Below are 26,450 nucleotides of genomic sequence, written 5' to 3'. Positions count from 1 at the left end.
CCATGCCAACCGACAAGCGCGTCGTCGTATACGGTGCGTCGGGATACACAGGCCGACTGATCTGTGAATACCTGCGCGAGTACAACATCCCGTTCCTGGCCGCCGGTCGCGACGAAGGCCGGGTCAAGGGCATTCTCGACGTGGTTCCCGGAATCGAGACCGTCGAGTACGACGTCGTCGAGGTCGACCACACCGCAGAGGCCCTCGCCGAAGCATTCCGGGGTGCCGAGATCGTCCTCAACACGGTCGGACCGTTCTCGCGATACGGCCACGAAGTTGCGCAGGCCTGCATCGAGATCGGCGCGCACTACACCGACACCACGGGTGAGCAGGACTGGATGATCGACGCCGAGGCCAAGTACGGCGCCGAGTTCGCATCCCGAAACCTCGTACTCACACCAGGTTTGGCACAGATGTACAGCATTGGTGAGATCGCTGCGAACATCTGCCTCGAGACGCCGGGGCTGGACACACTCGACATCGAGGTCTTCTGGAAGGGACACCCGACGGTCGCGTCGACGAACACGATCCTCACCAATGCCGCGTTCTCCAAGGCCTACTACCTGGAGCAGAACGAGTACGTCGAATGGCCGGACGACGGCGTCATGCAGGTCGTCGTGCCCGGCCAGCACGACCTGGGCCTGGCTCTTCCCTGGGGTGGGACATCCCATCCGGTGTGGTTCAAGAACGATCCGCGAGTAGCGAACGCTCGGGCACTCGGCGGCGTGATCAACAAGCCGCTGATGCTGGCAGTTCCCCAAATCATCTCTGCCGCAATGGCTCAGATGGAGGGCAAGTCGGATGCGGAGAAGTACCAGATCATCGACACGGTGTCGTCGTCGGTGCGCAGCGAGACGCCTCCACGGGAGAACCCGCGCATCAACACCTCACTCGACTCGGTCTACGCGTCGGGACCACTCGGTCGCGTGCACACCGTGATCCACGGCAACTGCAACTACAAGCAGACCGCACTGCTCAACGCCTATGCAGCGGCGCATCTGCTGCAGGGACCGCCGAAGAAGGTCGGATTCGCCTCGAGCTGCCAGGCATTCGGACATCGAGAACTGCTCGGCGTGCTTCGCGCGTTCGGGCTGGTGCTCGAACCCATCGTCACTGCACACAGCTGAGGACAGGGCCGATGCGGCTGTCCGACTACCTCGACAAGGGTGTGTCACTGGGCCGAGACGCACCCTGTCTCACCATCGGTGACACCACCCGAAACTACGGCCAGGTGTACGACGACACGGTGACGATCGCCGCAGCGTTGCAGCACAGCGGGATCGAGGCAGGTGACCGGGTTGCCGTGCTCTCCGCCAACGACCCGCTCGCGCTGACCTGCGTATTCGCGATCTCGCGGGCAGGGGCGGTGTGGTGCCCCATCAATCCTCGCAACGAAGCAGACGAGAACCGTCAACTGTTCGAGCTGTTCGGCTGCCGATTCCTGTTCTTCCAGAAAGCCTTCGCCGATCTCGTCGGTCGCATTCGCGATCAGCTGCCTCGGCTGGAATGGCTCGTCTGTCTGGACGGAGACGTACCGGGAGCGCTCTCGTACGACAGCTGGCTCGTCGAACACGGCTCCGATTCTGTTGCCGAGAGACGGCCGGCGGACGGGTTGTGCATGATCGCCGGCACCGGCGGTACGACCGGAAAACCCAAGGGGGTGAGGCTGACCGAGGAGAACATGATGACCTCCACGGCATCAGCACTCATGAGCTATCCCTTCGGCGATCGGCCTCGGTACCTGGCTCTTGCACCGCTGACCCACTCCGCGGGCGTGCTGACGTTTCCCATTCTCAGTCTCGGCGGACACGTCGTTGTCATGGGTGCTCCCGACGTCGGAAAGTTTCTGTCCCTCATAGAGAAACATGGGATCACCCACGCGTTTCTGCCGCCGACGGTGATCTACGGCGTGCTCGATCATCCGGATCTCGACGTCACGGATCTCTCGTCGCTGCGGTGCCTCTGGTACGGGGCCGCGCCGATGTCGCCGACTCGACTGGAAGAGGCACTGACCCGCATCGGGCCTGTTCTCGGACAGCTCTTCGGGCAGACCGAGGCACCGAACATGATCGCCACACTCGCTCCGGCCGATCACTTCCGCAGCGACGGATCGATCGCCACCGAGCGACTGAGTTCGGCGGGCAAGCCGACTCCCCTGACAACGGTGGCGATCATGAACGAAGACGGTGGACCGGTCGAGCGCGGCGAGCGTGGTGAGATCGTCGTTCGCGGTCCACTCGTGATGCAGGGCTATCACGAGAATCCCGACGCCACAGCCGAAGTCGGTGCACACGGGTGGCACCACACCGGTGACATCGGGTACCTCGACGACGACGGCTACCTGTACGTCGTCGACCGCGCCAAGGACATGATCATCACCGGCGGGTTCAACGTCTACTCGGCCGAGGTGGAACAGGCCCTGCTGTCGCATCCGTCGGTGAAGGAATGCGCCGTCGTCGGGCTGCCCGACGACAAGTGGGGCGAACAAGTCACCGCGGCAGTCCTGTTGCGACCAGGCCGTGACGCGTCCGACGAGGAACTGATCACCCACGTGAAAGCACGTATCGGAAGCATAAAGGCACCCAAACAGATTCAGATCTGGACCGACCTTCCCCGCTCGAAAGTGGGAAAGATCCTCAAGACCGAAGTACGCAGCACCATGTCTCACTCATCGAAGGGAAGCACACCATGACCGAGTTCGAGGGCAAGCGAGTATTCGTGACCGGATCAGGAGCCGGCATCGGAAAAGCCATCTCCCAGATGTTCATCGAGCGCGGTGCTCGTGTCGTCGTCAGCGACATCGACGAAGGTGCAGCAGCCAAGGTGGCCGAGGAGATCGGTGCCGCCGGTATCGCGAACTGCGATGTGTCCGACGAGAGTCAGGTGCAGAGTGCGGTGGCACAGGCTGTGGAGATTCTCGGTGGACTCGACATCGTCGTCAACAACGCGGGAATCGAAGTGTCGTCGCCGCTGCTCCAACAGTCGACGGAGAGCTTCGACAAGATCTACTCCGTCAACGTCAAGGGCACGTTCCTGGTGATGAAGGCCGCGATCGGTGCACTGGTGGAGTCGAAGGGAAACATCGTCAACATCGCATCGCTCGCCGGGGTGGGCGGCACCGCATTGCTCGGGTCCTACTGTGCCACAAAGGCTGCGGTCATCCAGCTCACCCGCGTCGCTGCCATCGAGATGCGCGCATCGGGGGTGCGGGTGAACGCCGTCTGCCCCGGATTTGCCGATACTGCAATGGTCGATCGATTGGTCCCGGACTTCGAGGCCGCGACCCAGATCCCGTTCGGTGACCTCGTCGCCGCCAAGCAGGGACGGCTCGGAACGCCGGAAGATATCGCGGAGGTGACGTTGTTCCTCGCCTCCGACCGGGCGTCGTGGATCACCGGAAGCCACTACATCCTGGACGGAGGACTGTCGGCGTCGCTCGTCTAGGTTCGAGAGTTCCCCGTCGTCATCCCAGGGTGACGGGGAGCAACCCTCGAGGCGTCTCGGAAGCGATGTCGGCCAGGGCGCTGCTCAGCTTCGGGTATCGGAACTCGAAACCACTGCCTGTCAACCTTTGTGGATCCACCCAGCGACTCTTCAAGACCAGTTCGGCCTCCGTGCGAATCACCCGTGCACCGAACTGAAGCAGCCATGCCGGTGTCGGTAGACCGTGACTGCGACCCAGAGCATTCCTGACCTGCTGCATCAGCTCCTCGTTGGTCACCGGGAACGGAGTAGCAACGTTGACCGGGCCGGAGATGCCAGTGTTGTCGTAGAGGTGATCGAGGACGCGTCCGACATCGGCGACATGCACCCAACTGAACATCTGGGCACCGTCGCCCATCTTGCCGCCGAGCCCCACTCGGGCCAGGTCGATGATCGGGTTGATCGCCCCGCCGCCTGCGCCCAACACGATCGACATACGAAGCGCCACTCTGCGAATGGCCACATCAGCGTCGAACAGCTCACGCTCCCAGGCACGGGCGACCTCGACAGAGAATCCCGACCCCAGGTCGCCGGATCGTTCGTCCATCGGCCTGTCGCGCGAATCGCGATAGATGGTGCCGGTGCTGGCGTTGACCCACAAATCTGGTGGGTTTCGCACGTCTGCCAGGGCGCGGCCGAGCTGGGCCGTCGTCTGGATGCGCGATGACATGATCTCGTCCGCGTTCGTCTTGTTGTAACGACAGCTCACCGAGCGGCCTGCGAGATTGACGACCAGATCGGAACCGTCGAGCGCATCGACGAGGCTGCGATGATCGGACCACGGTGCATCACTGGATGTTCCGCGGCCGACGGTCCTGACGCGAATGCCGCGATCTTCGTAGGAGCGACGCAGGTACCGGCCGATGTAGCCGGAGGCACCGCACAGGACGACGGTCGATGGTGAATCACTCATTGTTCGAGCCCTTCTGGGGACGTCATTCGTTTCAACAGGCCGGCCACGTCGGTGACCAACCCCCGCGCCACCGGGAGTCGAGCGAGGCGTACGGCTTTGGCCACCACTGGAACGAGCCCGTCGACCAATGTGCGGGTGCGTGTCTGGTTGTCCGAAGAGTCGGTGACCCAATGGAGGGTGACACCCATGTAGATCATCCAGAGCAGCTGTGGAAGAACATCTTTGAGAGGTGCCGGAACCTTCTGTTTCGACGTCTCCAAGGTGGTTCGCATGAGGTCGATGGCCATGGACCTGGCGTCGGACGATTCCTCCGAGAACGGACTGGAACTGGACCGGGTGGGTAGCGCCAACTGCAAGAAGGATCCACCGAAGGCGTGATACGGCTCCATCACGTCCAAGCCGGAATGCAGGACGGCAGCAAGGTTTTCGGACAGTGATCCGCCGTCGACGAGGACTTGGAGTGCACGCTCGCGATGATCGCGCTGAATCACCATGTACAACTCGTTGACCAGCTCGTCCTTGCCGGCGAAGTAGTAGTACGCATTCCCGAGAGAGACGCCCGCTTCGTCGGCGATGCGACGCATCGTGGTTGCTTGAAACCCTTCGTCGCGAAAGAGGCGTAAAGCAACCTCGACCACCTTGTCGCGAGTCTCGGATGTGCGAGCCATCGATTCACCTCAATTCTGAACGTGTTCAAAATCGACCGTAGACCTGTCTTTGAACATGTTCAAGTCGCAGTATGCGCGGACCGTGTCTGCGGCTTCAGTTGGTGTCCGGTAGCTGCATCGGAGGTTCGTCGACGAGGTCGGCTACGCCAGTCGTAGGGTCGCCGTTATGGATCGTGAACCCGTCGTGGCAAGTCAGCACGTCAGCCAGGTCATTGGGTGTACACCGGATCGGGTGTACGAGTTCGCAGCGAATCCTGCGAACTTACCGAGATGGGCGGCAGGACTGGCAAACAGTCCAGTGACCATCGACGGAGATCGACTTCTCGCTGAATCGCCGATGGGTCAGGTCGAAGTCCGCTTCGTGCCACACAACGACCTCGGCGTCCTCGATCATGACGTCACGCTGCCGTCAGGGACCGTAGTGAACAATCCCGTACGGGTGCTGAATCATCCGAATGGCGCGGAGATTCTGTTCACGGTGCGTCAAATCGAACTCAGCGACGAAGAATTCGAGCGCGACCTCGGTTTGGTGGCCGAAGACCTGCAGAGACTCAAGGAGATACTGGAAACTCATTGACCATGCGCGTTCATCAACAGCGAGATGTACGCCTCCAATCGATCCTCCACAAGGCATGGAGTCAAGTCGATGCGGCCCGCTTCGCGCCACGGGGCAGCCCACAACTGCACCTCCTCTGAGCAGGCCAGCGCGTCGCGCACGCGCCAGTACTGCCGTGCTCGAGAGCTCTCGGCAAGGATGCCTCCGGCCTCTTCGTAGGTGGAGGCAAAACGCGATCCCCACTGCGGCCCATGCAGTAGAGCGAGATTGGTCGAGCAGTGCGCTACGTCGACGTCCGTTGGACCCCACGAGGCCCCCGCCCAGTCGACAACTCCGGTGATCCGGTGCGCGCCGTTCTGCGATACGTCGAACAGAACGTTGCCGGGTTGGAAGTCGCGATGCAGAACTCGCCCGTCGTATGTCGTTACGGGCCTGCGAAGTACGTCGATCGCGGCGGCCCACACAGTCGCGTCGGCTTGTGCGGGCACCTTGACGGTATCGGCAGTAGTCAATACCTGATACTCACGGGGCCGAATGTGGGCGGGCGCTGCATGAATCTCGACGAGTTGCAGAGCAAGGAGGGGGACGCGCTCGTCGACGCCCTCGTCGGTGAGAACCGTCCAACCCGGCAGATGAGTCATGAGGAGCGAGGGATACTCGCAATGAGCAGCAGTCGGGTCGACTGCCACCAGTTCTGGAGTCGGCACGCCGGAGCCCGAGAGCATTGTCAGGGCAGTGCTTTCCCGGCTCAGCCAATCCTCGGCGTGCAGCAAGCCGGCTGGATTTGTGTAGGTACGCAACACCAGGTTCCGGCTGAATCCATCTGTGGTCCAGACGGTCAGCTTGCGCATCTCAGCGGAGATACCGCCGGATAGTGTCTCGGATTCGATAATTCGTTCATTGGCGTTCAGATGTCGACTCACCCATGCACGAGTGAACGGACGCACTGTTGAGAATGGCTCGGGTCCGCTCATGACGTCACTGCATCAGACGATCTGAGCATGTGCAAGGTTGTTTGCCTGACGGAAAAGCGACGATTCGATACGGCACCGACTGAACGTCACGGAACGACTCCGAGGACCACGCCCGCTACTGTCGCTCCCGTGAGGTGGTAGCTCGCGGTGACAGCTCCGAAGACGAATGGTTGCGGAGTATGGGGCGTCAGCGCGTTGGTCAATGATGCTGCAGCGGAGGCCAATCCAACACCCAGTCCGACGAGCGCACCCGATACCACGGCGTCCGCGTCGATGACGTCGAGAACGAGAGCGATCACGATCGTTGTCGCCGCCGAGCAGCAGAGCGGAACCGCGTAGTAGGACAACGGGAATCGGCCTCCCGTCTGCGCCCGATCATGCCCGATCGAACGATCCCACGCGCGCCCGAACAGGGGGCCGAACCACAGCGCGCCGAGGGCAAAATAAGCAACCGCCGCCACGGTTACTCCCAACCAGTTCACAACACTCCCCTTCTGCCCGGTTGCGTCCTCAGTGCGTGGACGACGTCCGAATGTCTACGCCGCCGCTCTGCCTGTTCGCCGACCATCGTGGGCGGCACCGTTCCGATCAGGACGGGGGATACCGGGGTCGCTCGGCCGACAACGGTCCAAGAATTGGTGGTCATTACGTGATCGTCTCGAGACTGGAGGCTGGGTGTATTGCAGAATTGCGACATGGAAGAAAGGCAGGTCGCGTGCAAGCCCATCGACGTTCATGAACGATCCGGCGTCATGGCTCCCGCGCTTCTTCGTCGCTTCGACGCAACCTGGCACGAACCGGCTGCAGAGGTTCGAGATGTAGTCGACGCGTACTGGAGTGTGCGATGGGAATTGTCTGCGGACGAAATTATCGAACAGCGAGTCCTCGAGTTTCCGGCAGTCACGGTCAGTGTGGAGACCGGTGCAGTGCCTGCGCCGTTCATGATCACAAATGTTCAGCGCAGGGCCTGGTCCCGGACAATAGAAGGTCGAGGCTTCGTGTTCGCCGTCCGACTGCGTCCTGCTGGACTGGCTGTCGTGTCCAACCTCGATCCCACGAGACTTCAGGCGGCGCAACCGATCACCGAGGAGACCGACCAACTTCTCTTCCGCATGCTCGGTAGCGTCTCCGGGCAGGATTCGGCTGCCGACCATGCTCTACGGGCAGATGCGGTGATCGCCGAGATGCTGGCGAAACGACCACCCAGTCCCGAACACCGTCTCGCGAACGCCGCGGTAGACGCACTGGCAGAGGGCGCATACAGGAAACCGGGACAATCCGTCGCAGAACTGCTCGGGGTCAGCGAACGTGCCGTCCAGAGGGCGCTGCGATCGACACTCGGGATGGGTCCCAAAGCAGTCGCCCGACGGGTTCGACTACAGGAAGCGTTGCGACGCTTGTCGCTCCCCGATGCCGACGCTGCCCACATTGCTGCAGACCTCGGCTATGTCGATCAAGCTCATCTGATCAACGACTTCCGAGGCGTCGCAGGAATTACGCCGGGCGCCTACCTTCGTGAACTCGCTGCACTCGTCCGCGCCTGAAGGAGGTTGTGCGACGTGCCGAGCAGCCCTCGATCGTGACGCTCGTTGCTTCGTCGAGCCGTCGTCGATACCCCCGATGGATACTGGGCATCATGGTGTTGAGACGGATCGGAGAATCCCGGCTGGGAAGTAATGGCGCTGAGTGGCTTCGCGAGTTGAACGAGCGACATGCATGGAGTCACAACGACTACTTTCACAGCTGGATTCTGGCGAACTTGCCGGACCGGCGTGGTCGTGCAGTCGATATGGGTTGCGGGCGAGGTGGCCTGGTGCGAGCCTTGGCTCCTCATTTCGAGCACGTCTTGGGGGCCGACGCTGATCTGGAGATGCGCCGAATCGCAGAGGCGACTTCTGCCGCGGTGGACAACGTGTCCATCACCGAACGCCAACTCGATTCCTGGGCAGACGATTCGATCGATCTCGTGACCATGGTGGCAGTGCTGCATCACCTCGAGATAGACGACGCACTACGCCACGTCGAACGGATTCTCGCGCCGGGCGGCCGCGTGCTCGTCGTCGGGCTCGCGCCACCGCGAACCATACGAGATCTTCTGTGGGATTCGGTCTCCATCGTGACCAATCCCCTGATCGGATTCATGCACCGCCCGTGGCCGAGTCCGGTGACAGCACCGCCGCCACCGTTCCCGGTCAAGGATCCGGTGTTGAGCTTCGACGAGATCGGTCACATGGTCGAAAAGTGGCTACCGGGTGCGATGATGCGACACCGCATAGGTTTTCGACACACAATCGAGTGGACGAAGCCGAGTTCCTCTTCATAGCCACGGCACGCGGCGTTCCCACCACGGCATCGTGGTGGACCTCGATATTTCGACCGTCGCGTCTCGGTACCGCTCATCCAATTCGGCTACTGCGACGCGTAATCGGTGGGCATGCCGTCCATCGCGACGCATCAGACGTTCGAGTCGATCCCGCGGACCGTCGCCGTAGAAGTGACCGTCGCATGCCGGACAGCCGGTGAATCCTGTCGACAGCGGGACCCGGTTGTCGCGTGCAGACCGACTTCTTCCGCTGACTTGTTTCTCGACGGACTCCACTCGCTGACGCCACTGTGTCAAGTATTGGAGTGCCCAACCATCAGTTCGCGCGGTACGCCGCCTGTGGGCGTTCATCGGACAAACGGGGGCATTGCCCTCTCGTGAAGAAGTCTCATTGTGTGCGCCATGTCGGAGGCGGGCCGGTGAGTGTTTCGGGTTGCTGGACCTGACGATACCGCACTATCGATAGTTCGATCAGGACCCGAACCCTTGCCACTCCGTGAGGTGGCCCATGGGCGTAGCTCGGCCGGTTCGGTCGATCCACACCGCGACACCATCGACGAGATGGGGGCCCATGAAGCCACCCTCGTCACCCCACGGCCAGGCTGTGTGGGCTTTGGCCACTTGCAGTTGAACCAGGTCTGCCATCGATACCAGCACACTCTCGACGTCGTCGTCGATGTGCGCGCCGGTTCCATTGCCGCTGAGCCCACCCGGGTTTCGCCCCTCGACGGTGACGGCACTTTCGAGCCACACCGCGCCGCCGTCCGGGTCGTACATGGCCGCCCAATCGATATGTTCGACGCGAGAGCCGTATTGACGCACATGCAGGTCATGGCCGAGTCGATCGAGCGCAGTCGACCACGGCGCGGGCAACGTGGACGACGCGACCTCGACTCCGTGCTCTGGCGTCCAACTACCGGTCAAAACGCACTCACGGTGCTCGAACAACAGGCGGTGCATCGTCCGAGTATGCCAGCACGTTCCCCCGCTGAATCGTTGATTCTGCGAGGGCGTTGAACAGTAATGGAGCGGGGAGCGGACCCTGAGGAAAGGACGCGCCGAATGAGGGACTTATACGGTCCGGGCGTGCTGCAGTTTGGATTCGCGAGCCATACTCTCTGCTCTGAGCAGAATCTGCGACCCACCACGGAAAGGAGGCTTAGGCTCCGATCATGGGCGAGGTCATACGAATCGATGAGCGTCGAGCAGCGCGCGCAGTGGAACCGCTGTGGCGTGAGGTGGTCGGGAGACGGTTGCGCGAGCGCAGACATGCCCGCGGCGACACCCTTGCCGATACGGCAGCGCGTGCCGGCATTGCACCTCAATACCTTTCGGAGGTCGAACGCGGCCGCAAGGATCCGTCGAGCGAAATCCTCGCGGCCGTCGTCGGCGCATTGGGCACGTCGATGGCGGAGATCTCACGCCTCGCGCATCACGACCTGACTCGTGGTGACGCGACGCTACTGGCCGCTTGACGGCCCTCGAGAACCTGGTCGACGATGCCGTACTCGCGGGCAGCGGAGGCCGTCAACACCAGATCTCGGTCGGTGTCGTGTCGAAGCTTCGCCGCGTCACGTCCGGTGTGCTTTGCAAGGATCGACTCCATCTCGGCCCGTACTCGAACCACCTCGTCGGCGGCGAGAATCAGATCAGGGATGGTGCCGCGGCCCTGCGCCGCAGGCTGATGCAACACCACCCGGCTGTGCGTGAGCGCCGAGCGACGCCCCGGTGCTCCCGCCGCGAGTAGCACGGCTCCTGCTGCAACGGCTTGCCCCACACACGTTGTGGCGATGGGTGATCCGATGAACTGCATTGTGTCGTAGACGGCGAGCATGGCAGCGGTATCGCCACCCTCGCAGTTGATGTACATCGAGATTTCCTGGTCGGGGGAGTCGGCCTCCAGGTGCAGCAGCTGCGCGATCATCGCGTTGGCGACTCCTGCGTCGATACCCGTACCGAGGTAGACGATGCGCTCACTGAGCAAGTGCGAATAGACATCGACGACGCGTTCGCCGCGCGAATCTCGGGTGATGACATTGGGAATCGCATACGTGCTCATCGCGCCATCTCCATTCCGAACGACACCCGTCGCGCGGGCATGACCTGATCGAACGAATCGACGATCGCGTCGACGAACCCGTACTCGCGGGCGGCCTCCGCGGTGAACCAACGGTCGTGCAGAGAGTCGTCGAAGATCTGCTCGCGTGATTGCCCGGTGTCGTCGGCGATGAGACCGAGCACTGTATCTCGGGTATGACGCAGATCGTTGGCCTGCACCTCCACTTCGACGGCCGACCCACCGATGCCGGCGGACCCCTGATGCATCAGTATTCGCGAATGCGGCAGGGCATAACGCTTTCCGCGCGTGCCTGACGACAGTAGGAATTGACCAGCGCTGCATGCCAATCCGAGGGCGAGGGTCGAGACGTCGCACGGGACGAGTCGCATGACGTCACGGATGGCCAGCATGGCGGGCACCGATCCGCCCGGTGAGTGAATCCACAGGGCGATGTCGGCCGACGAGTTCTCGGCCGCCAACGTCAACAGATGCGTGGTGAGGACGGTGCCGTTGTCGTCGTCCAGGGGGCCGTCGAGCACCAGGACTCTGTGCCGCAGTAGTTGGTTGCGAAGTTCGGGCGGGAACATTCGGGGTGATTCGCTCATGATTCGAGTGTGAGACCGACTTCTGTTGCACGCCAATTGTTCTGCTGTGGGCAGCGAGTCTGCTCACAGCTTCGCGGTCCCCAGAGGGACAATGGTCAGATGACTGCACTTGAGTTCTCTGAATCCGTCGTCGTCGTCGCTGCGGCGGTCGACGACGTATACGCCGTTGTCTCCGACATCACCCGAACGGGCGAATGGAGCCCGATCTGCCAGGAGTGCTGGTGGAACGAAGCCGACGGCGGTGGCGTCGGATCGACGTTCACCGGGCGGAACGTCACCGCCGACCGAACGTGGGAGACCGTATCGACAGTTGCTGCAGCCGAACCTGGTCGCGAATTCGCGTGGGTGGTGGGCGACAACTTCGTTCGCTGGGGCTACACCCTCGACGCGACGGACGGTGGAGCCCGGCTCACCGAGTCATGGAATTTCCTGCCCGGCGGTATCGACTTCTTCCACAGCAAGTTCGGGGACGATGCGCAGACGGAGATCGACATTCGCAGCCGAGCAGCACTCGACGGCATCCCTCGCACCCTGGCGGCAATCAAGGGAATCGTGGAATCCGAAGCCTGATTGCTGTCACCGGTGACGGATAGTCTGTCCGCATGGCAGCAACGGTTCTGCGGGTGTCCACGGTTCTCGAATCACGAGGCCCGGCAGCAGCGATCGTGCTCACTGACGAGCAGGTTGCGTCCCTCGGTTCCATCAAGACACCGCCGGTTCGGTTCACGATCGGTGGTCAGACGGTGCGCGGTCGCATCGGCCGGATGGGCGGCGAAAATCTGCTCGGGCTCAACAAGAGCGTTCGAGCCACACTCGGCGTCGAGGCCGGCGACACCGTCGACGTGACGATCGAATTGGACGACCAGCCGCAGGTGATCGAGGTACCGCCGGCGCTGGCGACAGCCCTGGACGCGGATCCCGCCGTCCGAGCGGCGTTCGATGCGCTGGCGCCGTCGACGCGTAAGGAGCATGCCCGCTCGGTGGCCGACGCCAAGCGTGACGACACCCGCGAGCGGCGTGTCACGGCCATCGTGCAGGCTCTTCGGCCCTGAGTGCCGCGGGACGTACGACGTGGCTCCTGACTGCAACAATGAGCGCCGCCTGCGACAGTGACACCATCAGGGCTTGACGTGACACCACGGTGGTGTCATGGTTGATCCATGGAACTTGGGCAGTTCGTCAACGATCTCCAACGTCGGTTGGTCGAATCGGCAGCGACCGGAGACGAGAACACTCGTGTCGCCGCTGAACGACTCGTCGACGGGATGGATGCGGCGACGCGTCTGGTGATGCTCGACGTGCTGTCGGCCGCGGTCGGCGAGATCAACCGCGACCTAGCCCCTGGTTCAGTGGACATCAGGCTCCGTGGACGTGAGATCGAATTCGTCGTGGCGGCACCTGTGGCGGAACCAGAAGATGACGGACACGCATCTCCGACCATCGAACTCGACGATACGAGCACATCCCGCACCACTCTTCGACTGCCGGATGCGCTCAAGTCGCGGGTGGACGAGGCCGCGGCGTCGGACGGCATGTCCGTGAACACCTGGTTGGTGCGAGCCGTTGCTGCTGCTCTTCAACCCAAGCAACGCCGCGCTGCGCAACGAACGGTGCGTACCAGCGACAACTTCGCCGGCTGGGCGCGCTGAGCCTCCGAACCACCACAGCTTTTCAGTAACTCTGCACCGAGCAGGGTTTCACAACCATGCCCATAGGGAGGCATCGCCATGCCCGAATTCGCTACCCCGACGCCGATAGACCTGGCCATCGATCTGCAGGTCGGCAGCATCGAAGTCGTTGCGGCAGAACGCGTCGACACCATCGTCACCGTGCGGCCCACCAACCCGTCCAAAGCCGTGGACCGCAGAGGGGCCGAGAACACCAAGGTCGAGTTCGACGGTGAACGGCTCACCGTGATCGGCCCCAAGGCGCGCATCAGCTTCTTCGGGCCGACCGAGTCCATAGAGGTGAAAGTCGAACTGCCGCAGGGATCTCGATTCACCGCGGAGCTCGCGGCCGGAAGTCTGCGGACCATGGGCGATCTCGGTGCCGTGCGCATCAAGAGTTCGATGGGCCCGGTCGAATTGGATTCGGCAGAGGATCTGTGGGTGCGTGCCGGGCACGGTAACGCGACAGTCACTACGGCGCTGGGCAACATCGACATCACTGCCGACCATGGACAGATTCGAGTCGGAACGGTCGTCGGCGATGCGACGCTCAAGGCGTCGCACGGCTCGATCATGGTGCGGGAATCCGGCACCGACCTCGACGCCAAGCTCTCCTACGGCGATCTCGATATCGAGAAGTCACTCGGCGCAGTGAGTGCGAAGACCGCGTACGGCAGCATCACGCTCCACGAAGTATGCAGTGGTGCGGTCCAAGTCGAGAGCGGATACGGCCAGATCACCGTCGGTGTGCAGCGAGGCGTGCCGGCATGGCTCGACCTGTCGTCGAAGGACGGGCACGTTCGCAACGAACTCACTCCCGAAGGCGCACCCGACGAGACGGAAGAAAGTGTCACGATCCGCGCTCGAACACGATACGGCGACATTGCTATCCGGCACAGCTGAGAAGAACGGGCATCCCATGACTACATCTGCCATTCACGTCCGCGGACTGCGAAAGTCTTTCGGCGACAAACGTGTACTCGATGGCGTCGACCTCACTGTCGGCACCGGCACAGTCACCGCCCTGCTCGGCTCGAACGGGGCAGGCAAGACCACGATTGTCCACATTCTGTCCACTCTCGTTCGGCCGGAGAGTGGTTCGGCAACAGTCGCTGGCTGCGACGTCGTCCGTGATCCCGACGGCGTTCGTGCAGCAATCGGTCTCACCGGTCAGTTCTCTGCGGTAGACAACCTCCTGACCGGCGAGGAGAACCTGATGTTGATGGCCAGACTGCGTCATCTCGGGTCGCGATCCAAGCCGCGAGTGGCGGAGTTGCTCGAACAGTTCGATCTCGTCGAGGCCGGCCGAAAGCCGTTGTCCACGTACTCGGGTGGTATGCGGCGCCGGCTCGATCTTGCGATGAGTCTCGTCGCTCCGCCACGCGTGATCTTTCTCGACGAGCCGACCACCGGTCTCGACCCACGAAGCCGACGCACCATGTGGGACATCGTCCGGTCTCTGGTGGCCGACGGCACCACGGTGCTGCTCACCACCCAATATCTCGACGAGGCAGACGAACTCGCCGACCGAATAGCCGTGCTGAACGACGGCCAGATCGTCGCCGACGGCACCCCGGACGAGCTGAAACGCCGCATGCCCGGCGGTCACATCCGTCTTCGATTCGCCGATGTCGCATCGCTCGACGACGCAACCAGAGCCTTCGACGGCGCGGTCGTCGACACTGACGGCCTGGCGCTGTCGGTACCGACCGACGGAAGCGTCGACACTCTGCAGACCGTGTTGGGCCGGCTCGATACGGCGGGCGTCGCGGCTGAGGACCTGAGCATTCACACCCCTGATCTAGACGACGTGTTCATGGCACTGACAGGCCGGACCGACAACAAGGAGGCATCGTGACCACAACGATGACGTATACGGTGGGCGACTCGATCACGATGCTCCGCCGAAATCTTCTGCACATCGTGCGGTATCCGGGTCTGACGATATTTGTCATCGGAGCACCGGTGGTGTTCCTGATGTTGTTCGTCTTCGTGTTCGGGGGGACGCTCGGCGCAGGGCTTCCTGGTGTGGACCCGGAAGGTGGACGTGCTGCGTATCTGCTGTACGTGATGCCGGGCATCCTCGCAATGACAATCGCAGGAACCGCCGGTGGGACGGCGACCACCGTGGCGATGGACATGACCGAAGGCATCACCGCACGGTTCCGAACGATGGCGATCTCGCGGGCTGCGGTTCTGGCCGGCCACGTCCTCGGCAATACCGTGCAGGCCGTTCTCGGAGTGGTGGTCGTACTGGCAGTGGGACTCGCTGTGGGCTTTCGGCCGAATGCGACATTGTTGCAATGGATCTCGGCTGCTGTGATGGTGGTGCTCATTGCGTTCGCCATCAGTTGGCTCGCGGTGGCGATGGGAATGGCGTCGAAATCAGTGGAAACCGCAAGCAACCTGCCGATGTTGTTGTTGCTGTTACCTTTTCTGGGCAGCGGGTTCGTTCCGACCGACACGATGCCGTCGGGACTTCGATGGTTCGCCGACTATCAACCCTTCACCCCGTTCGTCGAGACCTTGCGAGGACTGTTGACCGGGGAGCCGCTGGGCTCGAATCTGCCACTCGCACTAAGCTGGTGCGCAGTGATCACGGTGGCGGGGTATGTCTGGTCGATGGCGATCTACGAAAGGAAGTCGGTTCGCTGACTCGTCGGAGGTCCGAGGTTGGGGGGGTCGGCGTGGCAAACGCGCGCGCGTTTGCGATGGCCGTCGGGGCTCACACCACCGCAGCAGGCGTGCTCGACGCGACGGCCGGCGTCGGGGTGTTCTCTGACGACAGACGAGTGAGGATCTTGACCGCCGAGGTGATGTCTGCAAGTGACCGCGTGAACGGTAAGCGCTGACGATTGTCGAAGGCGTATCCCGTTCCGAATCTCAATCCGGGTGCCAGCAGCAGTCCCTGCGATTGGGCGTCGGCGACGAGATCACTGGATCGAATGCCGTCGGGCAGGGAACACCACAGGGCCAGACCGCCGTCCGGAACTCGAAAGATCCAGTCCGGCAATTGATCACGAATCAGTGCGACCGTGTGATCACGGGCTGTTCTCGACGCCTCCGCGCGGACTCGCCGCACCTCGTCGTATCGACCCAACAACTCGATTGCCGCCAGTTGATCGAGAATGGAGACCGAAAGTTGGCGTCGCGCATAGGTTGCAGCGACCCGCGCGAGCAGGGTCTCCTCGGCTCTGACCCAGCCGACCCGCAACCCTCCCCACACCGTCTTGCTCGTCGACCCGATAGTCACCGTCGCCACGTCCGGAGTGGCGGCCCCGAACGGTTCGATATCAGGTGAGCCGTCGAGGGACAGATCCGCTGCCACCTCGTCGACGATGGTCAGCACCGCGTGGCGGTGCATGCTCGCGGACAGCTGTCTGCGAGTACCGAGGGGGAGTCGCGCACCGGATGGATTGGAGAAGTCGGGCATGAAATACGCCAGCGTGGGTGCACTCTGCCGCGCGGCCCTGTCTGCGGCAGCCACGAACTCGTCGGTGTTGTCGGGATCGATGGGCACCGGGATGCAACGACCGCCGAGAGAGTGGACGAGTTCGACGACACCCGGATACGTCGGGTGCTCCACCAATACGCGGGCCCCGGGCTCGGTGAACGTGGCCAACACCGCGTGGATGGCGTCGGTGGCGCCGGAGGTGACGAGGATGTTGTCGGCGGTGGTCGGTACTCCGCGCCCTCGGTAGTACGCGGCAATGGACTCTCGGAGCTCGAACAGGCCGGACGGAGCGTAGCCGCCCAAGGTGAAACGGTCTCGAATCTTCTCTGCCGCAACACCGTACGCGTCGGACAACAGGGGCGATGCCGAAGGGGAAGCGTTGACGAATTCCAGATTCGCAGTTTCCCGGTCGCCGGCCAGCGAACCCCAGGACGGCATCGAACCCGTCGGGGAAACATAGGTACCCGAGCCTCGCTGGGCGCTGATCCACCCACCCTCGCGCAGATGCCGGTACGCGGATGCGACCGTCACCCGACTGACGTCCAAGCTGATCGACAATGCGCGCTCGGCAGGCAGACGCGTCTGGGCCGACACCTCACCGTTCTCGATCAACCGACGCAACTCGTCGGCGATCTCGAGGTAGAGCGGACCACCGGATCGGTTCCGCAACGTCGATGGGTCGATCCGTGCGGCCAGATCCGGGGCCGAGATAGCGGAGGCATCGAACGAGTCCATGCATGCCACTCTTGCACACTGGACTGCACAATTTCGGCCGAAAGCAGTCCATTGTTGGTCCATGATCGCAATTGGAGCTGTATTGGTCCTGTCCATGGTGGGTGCAGGGTGGACTGTGGCCGCACTGCGCGAGGGCGGAAGAAGCGCGCACGGTGGGCCTCCGCGCAGCCGAATCGATGTCGACTGATGCGGCCGTGCTTCGGCAAACGCGCGCGCATTCGTCAGACGCGTTCGGGTTCGCTACCGATCCGGGCCTATTCCACGCGCACCTGACAAACGCGCGCGCGTTTGCGAGATCGGGGGGCGCGCAGGAGCAGGGGCGGGGGCGTACGGGGGCCGGCGAAGACAAGGCAGAGGCGCGCATGGCCCGGCGCTCACGCGGACTGATGTGGGTGTCCACTATTCGGTGTGAACGACGGAGAAGGGTCGCGCAAGACGAATTGTGGACGCTGAGGTCAGTTGTCTGCGGTGATGGAATCGACGAACGGCGTCAGCAGCAGCGCCAGATCGTCGGCGGCTGCATCGATGTCGTCGGGCGGCTCGGGGATGTAGCTCAAGGCCAATCGCACGATGGCCTTGCTGACGACGTCGGCCTGTCGTGGGCTTGCGCCCACCCACCCGCGCTGGAATGTCTCGGCCAGGCGCTCGCCCGCACGCTCGATGAGCACCTCGCTCTCGGTGGTGATCAGTCGCAGCAGATCTTCGGGTGCGTCGCCGCTGTGCAGGGATCGGACGAGAGGGTCCAGACCGCTCAGCTCGAAGAACGACGAGAAGCCCTGGCGCAGAGCGGCCGACGCGTCGTTCTCGTGCTGATACAGCGCCGTTTCGCACATGGCGACGAAGATGTCCGTCAATCTGATGGCGTACCCCTGCGCTACGCCGCGCCGTGAACCGAACTCGTTGTACAGGCTCTGCCTGCTGAGCCCTGCCGCCTTCGCGATGTGGCTCATCGTGACGTTGCGCCAATTGCGCTCGTTCAACAACTCCCGCAACGCATCGAGCGCGGTGTCGCGCGCAAGCGTGGACGCGGCTTCACGGTATCGACCGGGGGTCGACGTCTGTTCGGCTGCGGGCATGAATAAGACTCTATCGAACGACCGCATGTGGCTGGTCCAGCCAATCTTCTCCGAGGAGATCCCGATCGATGGGGTCTCCGCTCGCGATGAGGGATCTGATCTGCCTGATGTCTTTCGGGAATCCCACGCCGATCGCCCCGAGGAGCGTGTCGCCGCGCAGCGCACATGCGGTGAAGCGGCGGTCGGCGGTGGTGCCGCGAACCACGACGTACTCGTCGTCGACACCGGTCCACCCCGCGAACTGCAGGTTGACACCGTGCTGAGTGGACCAACCCCACGGGACATCGAGACTGCCGACATCGAGACCGAGAATGGACCGTGCCGCCCGGGTCGCCTGATCGACGGCACCGTTCCAGTGCTCACTCCGATAGGTGCCGCCGAGGATCGTGTTGGGGACCTCGGCGACGTCGCCCGCGGCGTAGATGCCGGCTGCGGATGTCCGCATCGCGGCATCGACCAGAACTCCGGAACGAATGTCGAGGCCGTGTTCGGCTGCCAGCTCGACGTTGGGTACCGAACCTGCCGACACCAGGACGGTGCCCGCCGACCAACTGCGTCCGTCCTGAGCGGCGGCACGGATGGTGCCGTCGTCTTGCTTGTCGAGACTCGTCACGGTGACGTCGGTGTGCATCGTTATACCGTTGTCTGCGTGTAGGTCTCGGTACATCTGCGAGATCTCCGCCGGCGCGATCCGGCTCAGCGGAGCCGATGCTGCCTCCAGCACCGTCACCTCGGCACCGAGCGACCGCGCAGCCGCGGCCGCCTCGCATCCGATCAATCCGCCGCCGATCACCAACAGCGATCCGGTGCGGAGGATGTCGGCGTGCAATGGTGCGACATCGGCGGCAGTGCGCAGGGTAAACACGTGAGCCGAACCCGGCAGGTCGAGTTGCCGAGCCCGAGAACCCGTAGCCAACAGCAAGGCGTCGTACGGGACCGGGTCGCCGTCGTCGAGCAGCACGGCCGAATCGGTGACGGCGACAGCTGTGACGCCTGTCCGGACGTCAACGCCCTCGATGGCTGCACCCAACCGGACCTCATCGACCGATTTGGTGCCCATCAGCAGCTCCTTGGAGACCGCCGGACGACGGTAGGTGGCCTCCTTCTCGCTCCCGATCTGCGTGATGGAACCCGTGAAGCCCTCGGCCCGTAGCACTTTGGCTGCGGTGTACCCGGTGGCTCCGGTGCCGACGATCACGACGTCAGCGGGTTGCCGAGTAGTCACCCGCGCTCGACCTCGACCATCTCGAAATCGGCCTTGGCGGCGCCACAATCGGGGCACGACCAGTCGTCGGGAATATCGTCCCAGCGAGTGCCTGGCTCGATCCCGTCCTCGGGCCAGCCCAGTTCCTCGTCGTACTCGAATCCACATTGAACGCAGCGGTAGAGCTTCATGCTTTACTCCTGAAGTCGATTTTCTCGCGGACACCGCAGTCGGGGCACGGCCAGTCGTCGGGTACCTCGGACCATGCGGTGCCGGCCGGAAAGCCCTCGCGCGGAGCGCCGTTGGTCTCGTCGTAGACGAACTCGCACACCGGGCACTCGAAGGCGGCCATCACTTGGCTCCGTGCTGGGCGAGGATCTTCTCCCGCTTGGACGGCTGAATGTTGACCTTCGTGATGTCACCGTCGTAGTGGTCGAGAACGCGGTGGTCCATCACCTTGCGCCACACCGGCGGGAAGTACGCCAGCGAAATCATGCTCGCGTATCCACTCGGCAGATTGGGTGCCCCGTCCATGCTGCGCAGCGTCTGGTAGCGGCGGGTGGGGTTGGCATGGTGATCGCTGTGTCGCTGAAGGTGATACAGGAAGATGTTGGTCACGATGTGATCGGAGTTCCAGCTGTGTTCGGGGGTGCACCGCTCGTAGCGGCCGTTCTCCTTCTTCTGACGTTGCAGGCCGTAATGCTCGAGGTAGTTGACCGTCTCGAGCAGTGAGAATCCGTAGATGGCCTGAATCACCAGGAACGGCAGCACGATCGGACCGAACACCGCGACGAGTACCGCATAGAGAACGACGGACATCAGCCACGCGTTGAGTACGTCGTTCTGAATGCTCCACGTGCTCTTGCCCAATCGCTCCATCCGAGTCTTCTCGAGCTCCCACGACGACTTCAGGCTGCCCCAGACGCTGCGAGGGAGGAAGGCCCAGAAGCTCTCGCCGAACTTCGAGCTCGCCGGATCCTCGGGAGTGGCGACGCGAACATGGTGGCCGCGATTGTGCTCGATGTAGAAGTGGCCGTAGAACGTCTGTGCCAGAGTGATTTTCGACAGCCAACGCTCCAGCTCGACTTTTTTGTGTCCGAGCTCATGCGCGGTGTTGATGCCGATACCGCCGACGACGCCGATGCTGATGGCCAGGCCGATCTTCGAGATCAGCCCGAGCCCTCCGTCGATTCCGAGCCACGACAGGTTGTCGGCCGACCAGAGATAGCAGGCCAGCACCAGGCTCGCCAGCTGGAAGGGGATGTAGGCGTAGGTGCAGTAGCGGTAGTACTTGTCTTCCTCGAGCGCCTTCATCACCTCGTCGGGTGGGTTGTCGCCGTCGGGTCCGAAGAATCGGTCGAGGACCGGAAGGAGTCCGTAGACGAGCAACGGGCCGATCCACCACCAGACCGGAGCCACTGCGTTCCAGCCGAGCTGATTGAACGCCCACACGAGGCCGGTCGCCAGGAACACTGCAGTCGGCGGGATCAGGCCCATGAGCCAGAGGTATCGCTTGCGGTCGTGCCACTCGGCGACCGGGGCTTGTGCCTGATCGTCGACATTCGATGCGGTCATCGTCACTCCTCATGTAAGGCCGATCACTATGGATTGGACAATACACAAGATTTGTCATTTCGTTGGACAAATTTAGAAATTTGTACAAACAGAACCTGGGGCTGTGGCCGCGCCCACAGCGCCACCGTTCGGACCGATCAAGCTGCTACCTTCCGACTCGTTGTGGCCGGTCATAAACGGCCGCAGCGCTCGTAGGTCCGTCTGTATCCCGTCGGGGGTACTTCACAACAGGAGCAGCTATGGATTTCATCGCCAAGATCATCGCCGAGGTCATCGTCTCGCTCATCAGCAGCGGAAGTGCCGAGAGCGGTACCACCGCAGTGGCTGCACTCCTCGGGTCCTGACGTCGACGGCTGCGTCGGTGCAACACCGGCGCAGCCTGCCCGAGAGTCGTGTCGCGGTGCGAGGACGTCGTTTGTAGTCTCAGCCGCAACGAAAGGGCACCGATCCAGCCATGAGCTACGACAACGACTCCCCGTTCGGCGACTCACGCAGCTCTCGTAGTCGCAGCAGGCGTCGTCGTTCCCAGAACAGAACCGGTCGACGCATCCTGCTCGGTTTCGGTGTGTTCGTCGTCGTTGCGCTCGGTCTCGGTGCCTGGCTCGCTTACACCGCCAATGCCGCGTACACCTACCTCGATCAGGCTCGCGATTACGCTCAGGCAGCGGAAACCGCACTGCTGGCGGGGGATACGCAGAAGGCCGAGACCTCCGTCGACGCCGCGGTGCTCACCTCGACCCAGGCGAAGGACGCCACCGATTCGCCGATCTGGAAGGCCGCCGCGGCGATTCCGTACGTCGGCCAACCGCTGGACGTCGTCTCGCAGATCGCCGACGTCGTCAACGGGCTGACCGTGGACGTGCTGGCGCCGTCGGTCGAGGTGGGGGCCACGCTCGATCCGAGTCAGCTGCGCGGGCCCGACGGTGCCATCGACATCGCCGCCCTGCGCGACGCGTCGCCCGCGCTGTCTCAGGCCGCCGCCGCGGCGGACGTACTCGATACACGGTCCCAGGCCATCGAAGAACCGGCGTTCATCGCGCAGGTCGGCGACGCTCGAATTCAGTTGCAGGATCAGACGCACGAGCTGACGACTCTGCTGACCAACACCGACATCGCTGCCAAGGTGCTTCCCGCGATGCTCGGTGCCGACGGCCCACGCAACTACTTCATGGCCTTCCAGACACTCTCGGAATCGCGTGGAACCGGCGGATTGATCGGTGGATTCGGCATCGTGCGCGCCGTCGACGGCACGGTCGCGGTCGACTCGCTGGCCAGCAATGCCGAACTCCGAATTCCGTACGATCCCATCGATCTCGGTCCGGACTTCTTCGACTTCTACGAGAGCCGTTTCCAGCCCACTCAGAATTGGCAGAACAGCAACGTCAGCCCGCACTTCCCGTACGCCGGGCAGATCTGGCAGTCGATGTGGGAGCAGGAAACCGGCGAACGTGTCGACGGCGCTCTGGCCACCGATCCCGTTGCCCTCGGCTACATCCTCGACGTCGTCGGCCCCATCACGATGGGTGACGGCGAGGTGATCGACGAATCGAACGTCGTCCAGATCACGCAGTCCGACGCGTACTTCCGCTTCGAGGACGACAACACCGCGCGCAAGGCCTACCTCCAGGACATCGCCGCTCGGGTGGTCGCGAAGATGCAGGGCAACATCGGATCTCCCAGTGCGCTGCTCGAAGCACTCGGCAAAGCGACCAGCGAAGGCCACATCTCCGTGTGGAGCGCGGACCCGGCACTCCAAGCAATCCTCGGTCCGACCAAGATCGGCCACGAAGTTCCCGACAGCCCCGACCCGTACGCCGCGGTGGTGGTGAACAACGGTGCGGGCGGCAAGCTCGACTACTACCTGCAGCGCAAGGTCACCTACTCCGCACAGTCCTGCGACGGCCCCACGCGAACGACCCGCGTCGTCGCCGAGATCACCAACAACGCTCCGCTGCAGGACTACACCACCTACATCGCCGGCAGGCAGAACGACTCCACCCGATACGACGGACCTCCGGGAACCAACCGATCGGTGGTGGCCCTGTACGCAACTCAGGGCGCGACGTTGACGAATGCCACCATCAACGGAACCCCGCTGTTTCTGCTGACTGCTGCCGAACGCGGCCACCCGGTGTTCTACGTGCCGGTCGTCATCGAGCCGGGACAGACCAAGACCATCGAGTACAACCTCGTCGAACCTACCGTCGCGGTCGAGGCGCAGGCACCGGTTCAGCCGCAATCGGTCCCGGCATCGACCGAGGTGGATTTCCCCGACTGCAACTGATTGGCCGCGTCGCACACAGGGCAGAATCCCCGGCGTGCGAAGAACTCGACTGTGGATCGCCGGGGCAGTCGGGTTGGCGCTCGCCGCCGCGCTCGTGGCAGGACCACTGAAGAAGCCGGCGCTGACGGTCCGCAACGCGCACTGCTTCGGGTGGAGTGTCAACGACACCGGTCCACGATTGGTGACGTTGGGAGACTCGATGGCGCAAGGTAATTCACGCGTCGATTGGGGAATTCACGGCAACACGTCGTGGTATTCGTACCTCGTGTGCGGAGCCGATGGTCCCGCAGCCGACGGCGGCAACTTGGGAATCAACGGCGCGACGACGACGCAGATACTCGCCCGAACCGACGAAGCGCTGGCAGCGAAACCGGACATCCTCGTCGTCAACGGCGGCACCAACGACCTCGCCCGATCGGTACCGCTACCCCGGATCATCGATAACCTGCGCACAATTCTGGACCGGGCGCACGACGTCGATACGGTCGTGATCGCCACGGTGCCGTCGTCGCGCAAGGTCAGCGCCGACGACCTGAACGACGAAATTCGAGCGCTGGCCGCCGAGCGCGGTATACCCGTCGCAGAATTCGCGCCACTGCTCGATCGGCCCGGAGCCACCTTCGACGGCGTGCACCCCACCGCAAGTACGGCTGCCGAGATGGCTGCCGAGGTTGCCGGAGTGGTTGGAGTTCCGAAGACGTAACCGTCGTCGTGCCGGATGTCGGATGAGCTGTTAGATTCGCCCGATATGCACCGAATGTCGGGGAGGTATTCGGTGGAACTGTAGAAAGCTGGCAGTGGATGACCACACGTCGTCAAGACGCGTGCATCGATATCTCGTCGACGATGGCCGTTCAGGATCTCGCCCGAACGGTTGTCGACACCGCCGAACGTAGTTTCGGTCGATGGGGCATCGAGTATCTGGGACCGGACGGCACACGCCTCTGGTTCGGAGTGCGCCGTCTCGGATTGGGGAGAAGACGCGAGACGGTGATGCGGTTCATCGTCACCGTCGACGCCGATTTCGATGGCACACAAGCGCGTTCGCAGATCGAGCAGTTCGTTCGCAACCCGGCATCGGGAACAATCGTGCCCATCGGCCCGCGACAACTGCGCGGATACCCGGCCTACCTCGCGTACCTGCGCGCACTGAGGACGGCGGTGCTTGCCGCGGATTCGGGCGCGCGGGTGGCGATGGTGCCCGAAGTGCGAACCTGAGCGTTCGGAAACGAGCGCCGAACGTGGAATGCCGCCGATCGGGGTCGATAGTGAACGCTCAGGTGCGGCAGCCTGTGGATAACTCGGACCTATCCACAGGTTTCGAAAACGGTACTGGCGCAGGTCTCGTCGATCGTTCACCGTATCGGTATGGGGGTACACACAGCGGTCGACCTGATGGCTCAGGGGATGAGTCGCAGCACCATCACGCGTAGAACTGCGTCGGGGCAGCTGATTCGAGTGCTTCCCGGAATCTATGCAACGAACAAGCCCGACTTCTTGGACCTGTGCACTGCGGTGACTCTGTGGAAGCCCGACGCAGTACTCAGCCATCTGACCGCGGCGTGGCTGTGGGGATTGGTCGAGGACGAGCCGCCGCAAGTCGCGGCGACAGTGCCGCCCTCGGCCCGGCAGCAGGCACCGGCGTGGGTGAAGATCCATCGACGACGCGTCCCCGAGTCGGACCGGTGCCGGGATCTTCCGGTGGTGACGTTGGCCCAGGTGTTCGTCGACGTGGCGGCAACCCTGACGGGTGAGGAGTTGGAGCGGTTCTTCGACACGGCAATCGCGCGGCCGGCTCTGCGGCGTCGAATCGCGACGGTGTGCGAACGATCTCGCGGGATGCACGGCATGAAAGCCGTACGGAGACAACTGCGTCTGTGCTGTCTCGGCACTCGATCCGAGGCCGAGCGAGTGGTCGCACGGGCACTGTCCGCTCGACGCTTCTTCCTGGAGATCAATGCGCGGGTAGGGCCGTATTTCGGCGACCTCGTGGACTTTCGGGCACGGGTGATCGTGGAGATCGACGGACGCGAGTTCCACACGTCCGGCCTGGCTTTCGACAGCGATCGTCGACGCCAGAACCGGCTGGTCCTGGAGGGGTGGTTGGTTCTGCGTTACTCGGCCGTGCAGGCGTTGGGGGATACGCGACGCGTGGTGGACGAGATCATCGAGGTGGTCAGGCGTCGTCGACGTTCGATCGATGCAGTCGGCCGGGCATTGCCGCGGACGTGAGCGTTCAGAACCGTGCGCCGAACGCGGAATGCCGCCGAGCGGGGTCGATAGTGAACGCTGAGGTGCGTGATCAGAGGCGGCCCTCGGAGATCGCGAGGATGACGAGGGCGATCACGGCAATCGTGAGAATTGCTAAGAGCGCCAGGTGAATTGGATCGGTCGAACCCGGCGGTCGAACCCCGTTCGGACCCCTTTTCTGGAGCATGTCACAGACTGTAGGTCACATTTCCGGATTGTGCACAGGATAGGTGGTACAAACCGAGAGCCGACCTTCCTGAGATTCGCACATGTGTTCGATCGAGAGTAGAGTCGGGCTCGGCGGAGTTGGGAGGGAAGCCCGGCTTCGCCGCCCAAGTGTGGAAGGCCCAGTGAAGTGGACGGTGATCCGATGGACGACGTGCTGCGCAAAGTCGAGGAACTGAAGGCGTTGGTCGTCGAGCTCGAGGCCCTGGATCGACAACGCGTCGGACTGGGGGATCGGTTGGTGGATCTGGAGCATTTCTTCCGCAGAGCCGGATGCCCCGAACTGTCGCAGCAAGCCCTCGATGCGTTCATGGTGACCTACGCGGGCAGGGTGTTCGAGTTGGCCGACGGTATGCGGGGATAGGCGCACGTTCAAGTTCTCGAGTTCCCGGACCGGGT

At 63.0% G+C, this 26,450-nt stretch carries 34 protein-coding genes; 19 read left to right on the top strand and 15 right to left on the bottom strand.

Going from position 1 to position 26,450, the window contains the following annotated elements; all coding sequences use genetic code 11:
* Window positions 1–2 precede the first annotated feature (2 nt).
* From R4P57_RS17765 to R4P57_RS17755, 3 genes are read left to right on the top strand one after another with little or no spacing between them, the layout of a single operon-like run.
* Window positions 3–1,127, top strand: a complete 1,125-nt coding sequence (locus tag R4P57_RS17765) for a DUF5938 domain-containing protein (protein WP_317804124.1) — start codon at window positions 3–5, stop codon at window positions 1,125–1,127.
* A gap of 11 nt (window positions 1,128–1,138) precedes the next feature.
* A complete protein-coding gene (locus R4P57_RS17760; protein WP_317804123.1) occupies window positions 1,139–2,692 on the top strand; it encodes a long-chain fatty acid--CoA ligase in 1,554 nt (517 codons plus the stop codon).
* Window positions 2,689–3,444 (top strand): SDR family NAD(P)-dependent oxidoreductase, encoded by a 756-nt coding sequence (locus R4P57_RS17755; RefSeq protein ID WP_317804122.1) that lies wholly within the window; start codon window positions 2,689–2,691, stop codon window positions 3,442–3,444. The genes R4P57_RS17760 and R4P57_RS17755 overlap by 4 nt, the downstream gene beginning before the upstream one ends.
* Before the next feature lie 19 nt (window positions 3,445–3,463).
* Here the strand turns inward: R4P57_RS17755 and R4P57_RS17750 are convergent, their stop codons facing one another.
* Both R4P57_RS17750 and R4P57_RS17745 read right to left on the bottom strand, forming a co-directional pair.
* A complete protein-coding gene (locus R4P57_RS17750; protein WP_317804121.1) occupies window positions 3,464–4,396 on the bottom strand; it encodes a TIGR01777 family oxidoreductase in 933 nt (310 codons plus the stop codon).
* On the bottom strand, window positions 4,393–5,064 hold the full coding sequence (locus tag R4P57_RS17745; protein WP_317804120.1) for a TetR/AcrR family transcriptional regulator: 672 nt from the start codon (window positions 5,062–5,064) through the stop codon (window positions 4,393–4,395). The genes R4P57_RS17750 and R4P57_RS17745 overlap by 4 nt, the downstream gene beginning before the upstream one ends.
* 166 nt (window positions 5,065–5,230) lie before the next feature.
* Between R4P57_RS17745 and R4P57_RS17740 the strand changes: the two genes are divergently transcribed.
* Window positions 5,231–5,641: an SRPBCC family protein gene (locus R4P57_RS17740; RefSeq protein ID WP_317804119.1), complete on the top strand. Its 411-nt coding sequence runs from the start codon at window positions 5,231–5,233 to the stop codon at window positions 5,639–5,641.
* Here the strand turns inward: R4P57_RS17740 and R4P57_RS17735 are convergent.
* The 3 genes from R4P57_RS17735 to R4P57_RS17725 all read right to left on the bottom strand — a co-directional run bounded on the left by R4P57_RS17735 (window position 5,635) and on the right by R4P57_RS17725 (window position 7,240).
* Window positions 5,635–6,471: an aminoglycoside phosphotransferase family protein gene (locus tag R4P57_RS17735; protein WP_317804118.1), complete on the bottom strand. Its 837-nt coding sequence runs from the start codon at window positions 6,469–6,471 to the stop codon at window positions 5,635–5,637. The genes R4P57_RS17740 and R4P57_RS17735 overlap by 7 nt on opposite strands.
* A 209-nt stretch (window positions 6,472–6,680) precedes the next feature.
* Entirely contained in the window at window positions 6,681–7,055 is a 375-nt protein-coding gene (locus tag R4P57_RS17730) for a DUF1761 domain-containing protein (protein ID WP_317804117.1), read from the bottom strand.
* Window positions 7,056–7,072: 17 nt separating this feature from the next.
* Window positions 7,073–7,240, bottom strand: a complete 168-nt coding sequence (locus R4P57_RS17725) for a hypothetical protein (protein WP_317804116.1) — start codon at window positions 7,238–7,240, stop codon at window positions 7,073–7,075.
* A gap of 49 nt (window positions 7,241–7,289) precedes the next feature.
* On the opposite strand from R4P57_RS17725, the gene R4P57_RS17720 reads away from it, so the two are divergent.
* Both R4P57_RS17720 and R4P57_RS17715 read left to right on the top strand, forming a co-directional pair.
* On the top strand, window positions 7,290–8,138 hold the full coding sequence (locus R4P57_RS17720) for a helix-turn-helix transcriptional regulator (RefSeq protein ID WP_317804115.1): 849 nt from the start codon (window positions 7,290–7,292) through the stop codon (window positions 8,136–8,138).
* A gap of 92 nt (window positions 8,139–8,230) precedes the next feature.
* Window positions 8,231–8,917, top strand: a complete 687-nt coding sequence (locus R4P57_RS17715; protein WP_317804114.1) for a class I SAM-dependent methyltransferase — start codon at window positions 8,231–8,233, stop codon at window positions 8,915–8,917.
* 471 nt (window positions 8,918–9,388) lie between these two features.
* On the opposite strand, the gene R4P57_RS17710 is transcribed toward R4P57_RS17715, so the two are convergent.
* Window positions 9,389–9,877, bottom strand: coding sequence for a hypothetical protein (locus tag R4P57_RS17710; protein ID WP_317804113.1), 489 nt, complete (start codon window positions 9,875–9,877; stop codon window positions 9,389–9,391).
* A 212-nt stretch (window positions 9,878–10,089) separates the two neighbouring features.
* On the opposite strand from R4P57_RS17710, the gene R4P57_RS17705 reads away from it, so the two are divergent.
* Entirely contained in the window at window positions 10,090–10,392 is a 303-nt protein-coding gene (locus R4P57_RS17705) for a helix-turn-helix transcriptional regulator (protein ID WP_317804112.1), read from the top strand.
* On the opposite strand, the gene R4P57_RS17700 is transcribed toward R4P57_RS17705, so the two are convergent.
* Both R4P57_RS17700 and R4P57_RS17695 read right to left on the bottom strand, forming a co-directional pair.
* Entirely contained in the window at window positions 10,350–10,976 is a 627-nt protein-coding gene (locus tag R4P57_RS17700) for an ATP-dependent Clp protease proteolytic subunit (protein ID WP_317804111.1), read from the bottom strand. The genes R4P57_RS17705 and R4P57_RS17700 overlap by 43 nt on opposite strands.
* Window positions 10,973–11,581 (bottom strand): ATP-dependent Clp protease proteolytic subunit, encoded by a 609-nt coding sequence (locus R4P57_RS17695; protein WP_317804110.1) that lies wholly within the window; start codon window positions 11,579–11,581, stop codon window positions 10,973–10,975. The genes R4P57_RS17700 and R4P57_RS17695 overlap by 4 nt, the downstream gene beginning before the upstream one ends.
* Before the next feature lie 99 nt (window positions 11,582–11,680).
* Here R4P57_RS17695 and R4P57_RS17690 point away from each other — a divergent pair, with 99 nt between their 5' ends.
* The 6 genes from R4P57_RS17690 to R4P57_RS17665 all read left to right on the top strand — a co-directional run bounded on the left by R4P57_RS17690 (window position 11,681) and on the right by R4P57_RS17665 (window position 15,903).
* Window positions 11,681–12,151 (top strand): SRPBCC family protein, encoded by a 471-nt coding sequence (locus tag R4P57_RS17690; protein WP_317804109.1) that lies wholly within the window; start codon window positions 11,681–11,683, stop codon window positions 12,149–12,151.
* Window positions 12,152–12,183: 32 nt separating this feature from the next.
* Window positions 12,184–12,633 (top strand): YdeI/OmpD-associated family protein, encoded by a 450-nt coding sequence (locus tag R4P57_RS17685; protein WP_317804108.1) that lies wholly within the window; start codon window positions 12,184–12,186, stop codon window positions 12,631–12,633.
* A 108-nt stretch (window positions 12,634–12,741) separates the two neighbouring features.
* Window positions 12,742–13,230 (top strand): histidine kinase, encoded by a 489-nt coding sequence (locus tag R4P57_RS17680; protein ID WP_317804107.1) that lies wholly within the window; start codon window positions 12,742–12,744, stop codon window positions 13,228–13,230.
* 78 nt (window positions 13,231–13,308) lie between these two features.
* On the top strand, window positions 13,309–14,151 hold the full coding sequence (locus R4P57_RS17675; RefSeq protein WP_317804106.1) for a DUF4097 family beta strand repeat-containing protein: 843 nt from the start codon (window positions 13,309–13,311) through the stop codon (window positions 14,149–14,151).
* Between the two features lie 16 nt (window positions 14,152–14,167).
* Window positions 14,168–15,106, top strand: a complete 939-nt coding sequence (locus R4P57_RS17670; protein ID WP_317804105.1) for an ATP-binding cassette domain-containing protein — start codon at window positions 14,168–14,170, stop codon at window positions 15,104–15,106.
* An 8-nt stretch (window positions 15,107–15,114) separates the two neighbouring features.
* Entirely contained in the window at window positions 15,115–15,903 is a 789-nt protein-coding gene (locus R4P57_RS17665; protein WP_317804246.1) for an ABC transporter permease, read from the top strand.
* 70 nt (window positions 15,904–15,973) lie between these two features.
* Here R4P57_RS17665 and R4P57_RS17660 read toward each other — a convergent pair whose 3' ends face one another.
* Entirely contained in the window at window positions 15,974–17,437 is a 1,464-nt protein-coding gene (locus tag R4P57_RS17660; protein WP_317804104.1) for a PLP-dependent aminotransferase family protein, read from the bottom strand.
* Window positions 17,438–17,498: 61 nt separating this feature from the next.
* Between R4P57_RS17660 and R4P57_RS17655 the strand changes: the two genes are divergently transcribed.
* Window positions 17,499–17,624, top strand: a complete 126-nt coding sequence (locus R4P57_RS17655) for a hypothetical protein (RefSeq protein ID WP_317804103.1) — start codon at window positions 17,499–17,501, stop codon at window positions 17,622–17,624.
* Between the two features lie 268 nt (window positions 17,625–17,892).
* Here the strand turns inward: R4P57_RS17655 and R4P57_RS17650 are convergent, their stop codons facing one another.
* Genes R4P57_RS17650 through R4P57_RS17630 form a run of 5 tightly spaced genes read right to left on the bottom strand, consistent with a single transcriptional unit; the run spans window position 17,893 to window position 21,292 of the window.
* Window positions 17,893–18,513, bottom strand: a complete 621-nt coding sequence (locus R4P57_RS17650; protein ID WP_317804102.1) for a TetR/AcrR family transcriptional regulator — start codon at window positions 18,511–18,513, stop codon at window positions 17,893–17,895.
* Window positions 18,514–18,523: 10 nt separating this feature from the next.
* Complete coding sequence (locus R4P57_RS17645; RefSeq protein ID WP_317804101.1) at window positions 18,524–19,738, bottom strand: NAD(P)/FAD-dependent oxidoreductase; 1,215 nt, start codon at window positions 19,736–19,738, stop codon at window positions 18,524–18,526.
* Entirely contained in the window at window positions 19,735–19,908 is a 174-nt protein-coding gene (locus R4P57_RS17640; protein ID WP_027495558.1) for a rubredoxin, read from the bottom strand. The genes R4P57_RS17645 and R4P57_RS17640 overlap by 4 nt, the downstream gene beginning before the upstream one ends.
* On the bottom strand, window positions 19,905–20,069 hold the full coding sequence (locus R4P57_RS17635; RefSeq protein WP_037193905.1) for a rubredoxin: 165 nt from the start codon (window positions 20,067–20,069) through the stop codon (window positions 19,905–19,907). The genes R4P57_RS17640 and R4P57_RS17635 overlap by 4 nt, the downstream gene beginning before the upstream one ends.
* A complete protein-coding gene (locus tag R4P57_RS17630; RefSeq protein WP_317804100.1) occupies window positions 20,069–21,292 on the bottom strand; it encodes an alkane 1-monooxygenase in 1,224 nt (407 codons plus the stop codon). Before R4P57_RS17630 ends, R4P57_RS17635 begins: the two co-directional genes overlap by 1 nt.
* Before the next feature lie 454 nt (window positions 21,293–21,746).
* Here R4P57_RS17630 and R4P57_RS17625 point away from each other — a divergent pair, with 454 nt between their 5' ends.
* From R4P57_RS17625 to R4P57_RS17610, 4 genes are all read left to right on the top strand, one after another.
* Window positions 21,747–23,576, top strand: a complete 1,830-nt coding sequence (locus R4P57_RS17625; protein WP_317804099.1) for a DUF4012 domain-containing protein — start codon at window positions 21,747–21,749, stop codon at window positions 23,574–23,576.
* 34 nt (window positions 23,577–23,610) lie between these two features.
* Complete coding sequence (locus R4P57_RS17620; RefSeq protein ID WP_317804098.1) at window positions 23,611–24,279, top strand: SGNH/GDSL hydrolase family protein; 669 nt, start codon at window positions 23,611–23,613, stop codon at window positions 24,277–24,279.
* A 98-nt stretch (window positions 24,280–24,377) separates the two neighbouring features.
* Window positions 24,378–24,794, top strand: coding sequence for a hypothetical protein (locus R4P57_RS17615; protein WP_317804097.1), 417 nt, complete (start codon window positions 24,378–24,380; stop codon window positions 24,792–24,794).
* A gap of 150 nt (window positions 24,795–24,944) precedes the next feature.
* The gene (locus R4P57_RS17610; protein WP_317804096.1) at window positions 24,945–25,808 is read left to right on the top strand and encodes a DUF559 domain-containing protein; all 864 of its coding nucleotides are present in this window, start codon (window positions 24,945–24,947) and stop codon (window positions 25,806–25,808) included.
* A gap of 70 nt (window positions 25,809–25,878) precedes the next feature.
* On the opposite strand, the gene R4P57_RS17605 is transcribed toward R4P57_RS17610, so the two are convergent.
* Entirely contained in the window at window positions 25,879–26,013 is a 135-nt protein-coding gene (locus R4P57_RS17605; protein ID WP_317804095.1) for a hypothetical protein, read from the bottom strand.
* A 183-nt stretch (window positions 26,014–26,196) separates the two neighbouring features.
* Here R4P57_RS17605 and R4P57_RS17600 point away from each other — a divergent pair, with 183 nt between their 5' ends.
* Window positions 26,197–26,415, top strand: coding sequence for a hypothetical protein (locus R4P57_RS17600; protein WP_037194183.1), 219 nt, complete (start codon window positions 26,197–26,199; stop codon window positions 26,413–26,415).
* Window positions 26,416–26,450 lie beyond the last annotated feature (35 nt).

The sequence above is a fragment of the Rhodococcus sp. IEGM 1330 genome, from assembly GCF_033142445.1.
In the GTDB taxonomy this organism is placed as follows: Bacteria; Actinomycetota; Actinomycetes; order Mycobacteriales; family Mycobacteriaceae; genus Rhodococcoides.
The sequence above is the reverse complement of the archived record's forward strand: the minus strand, read 5'-3'. Positions and strand labels throughout refer to the sequence as shown.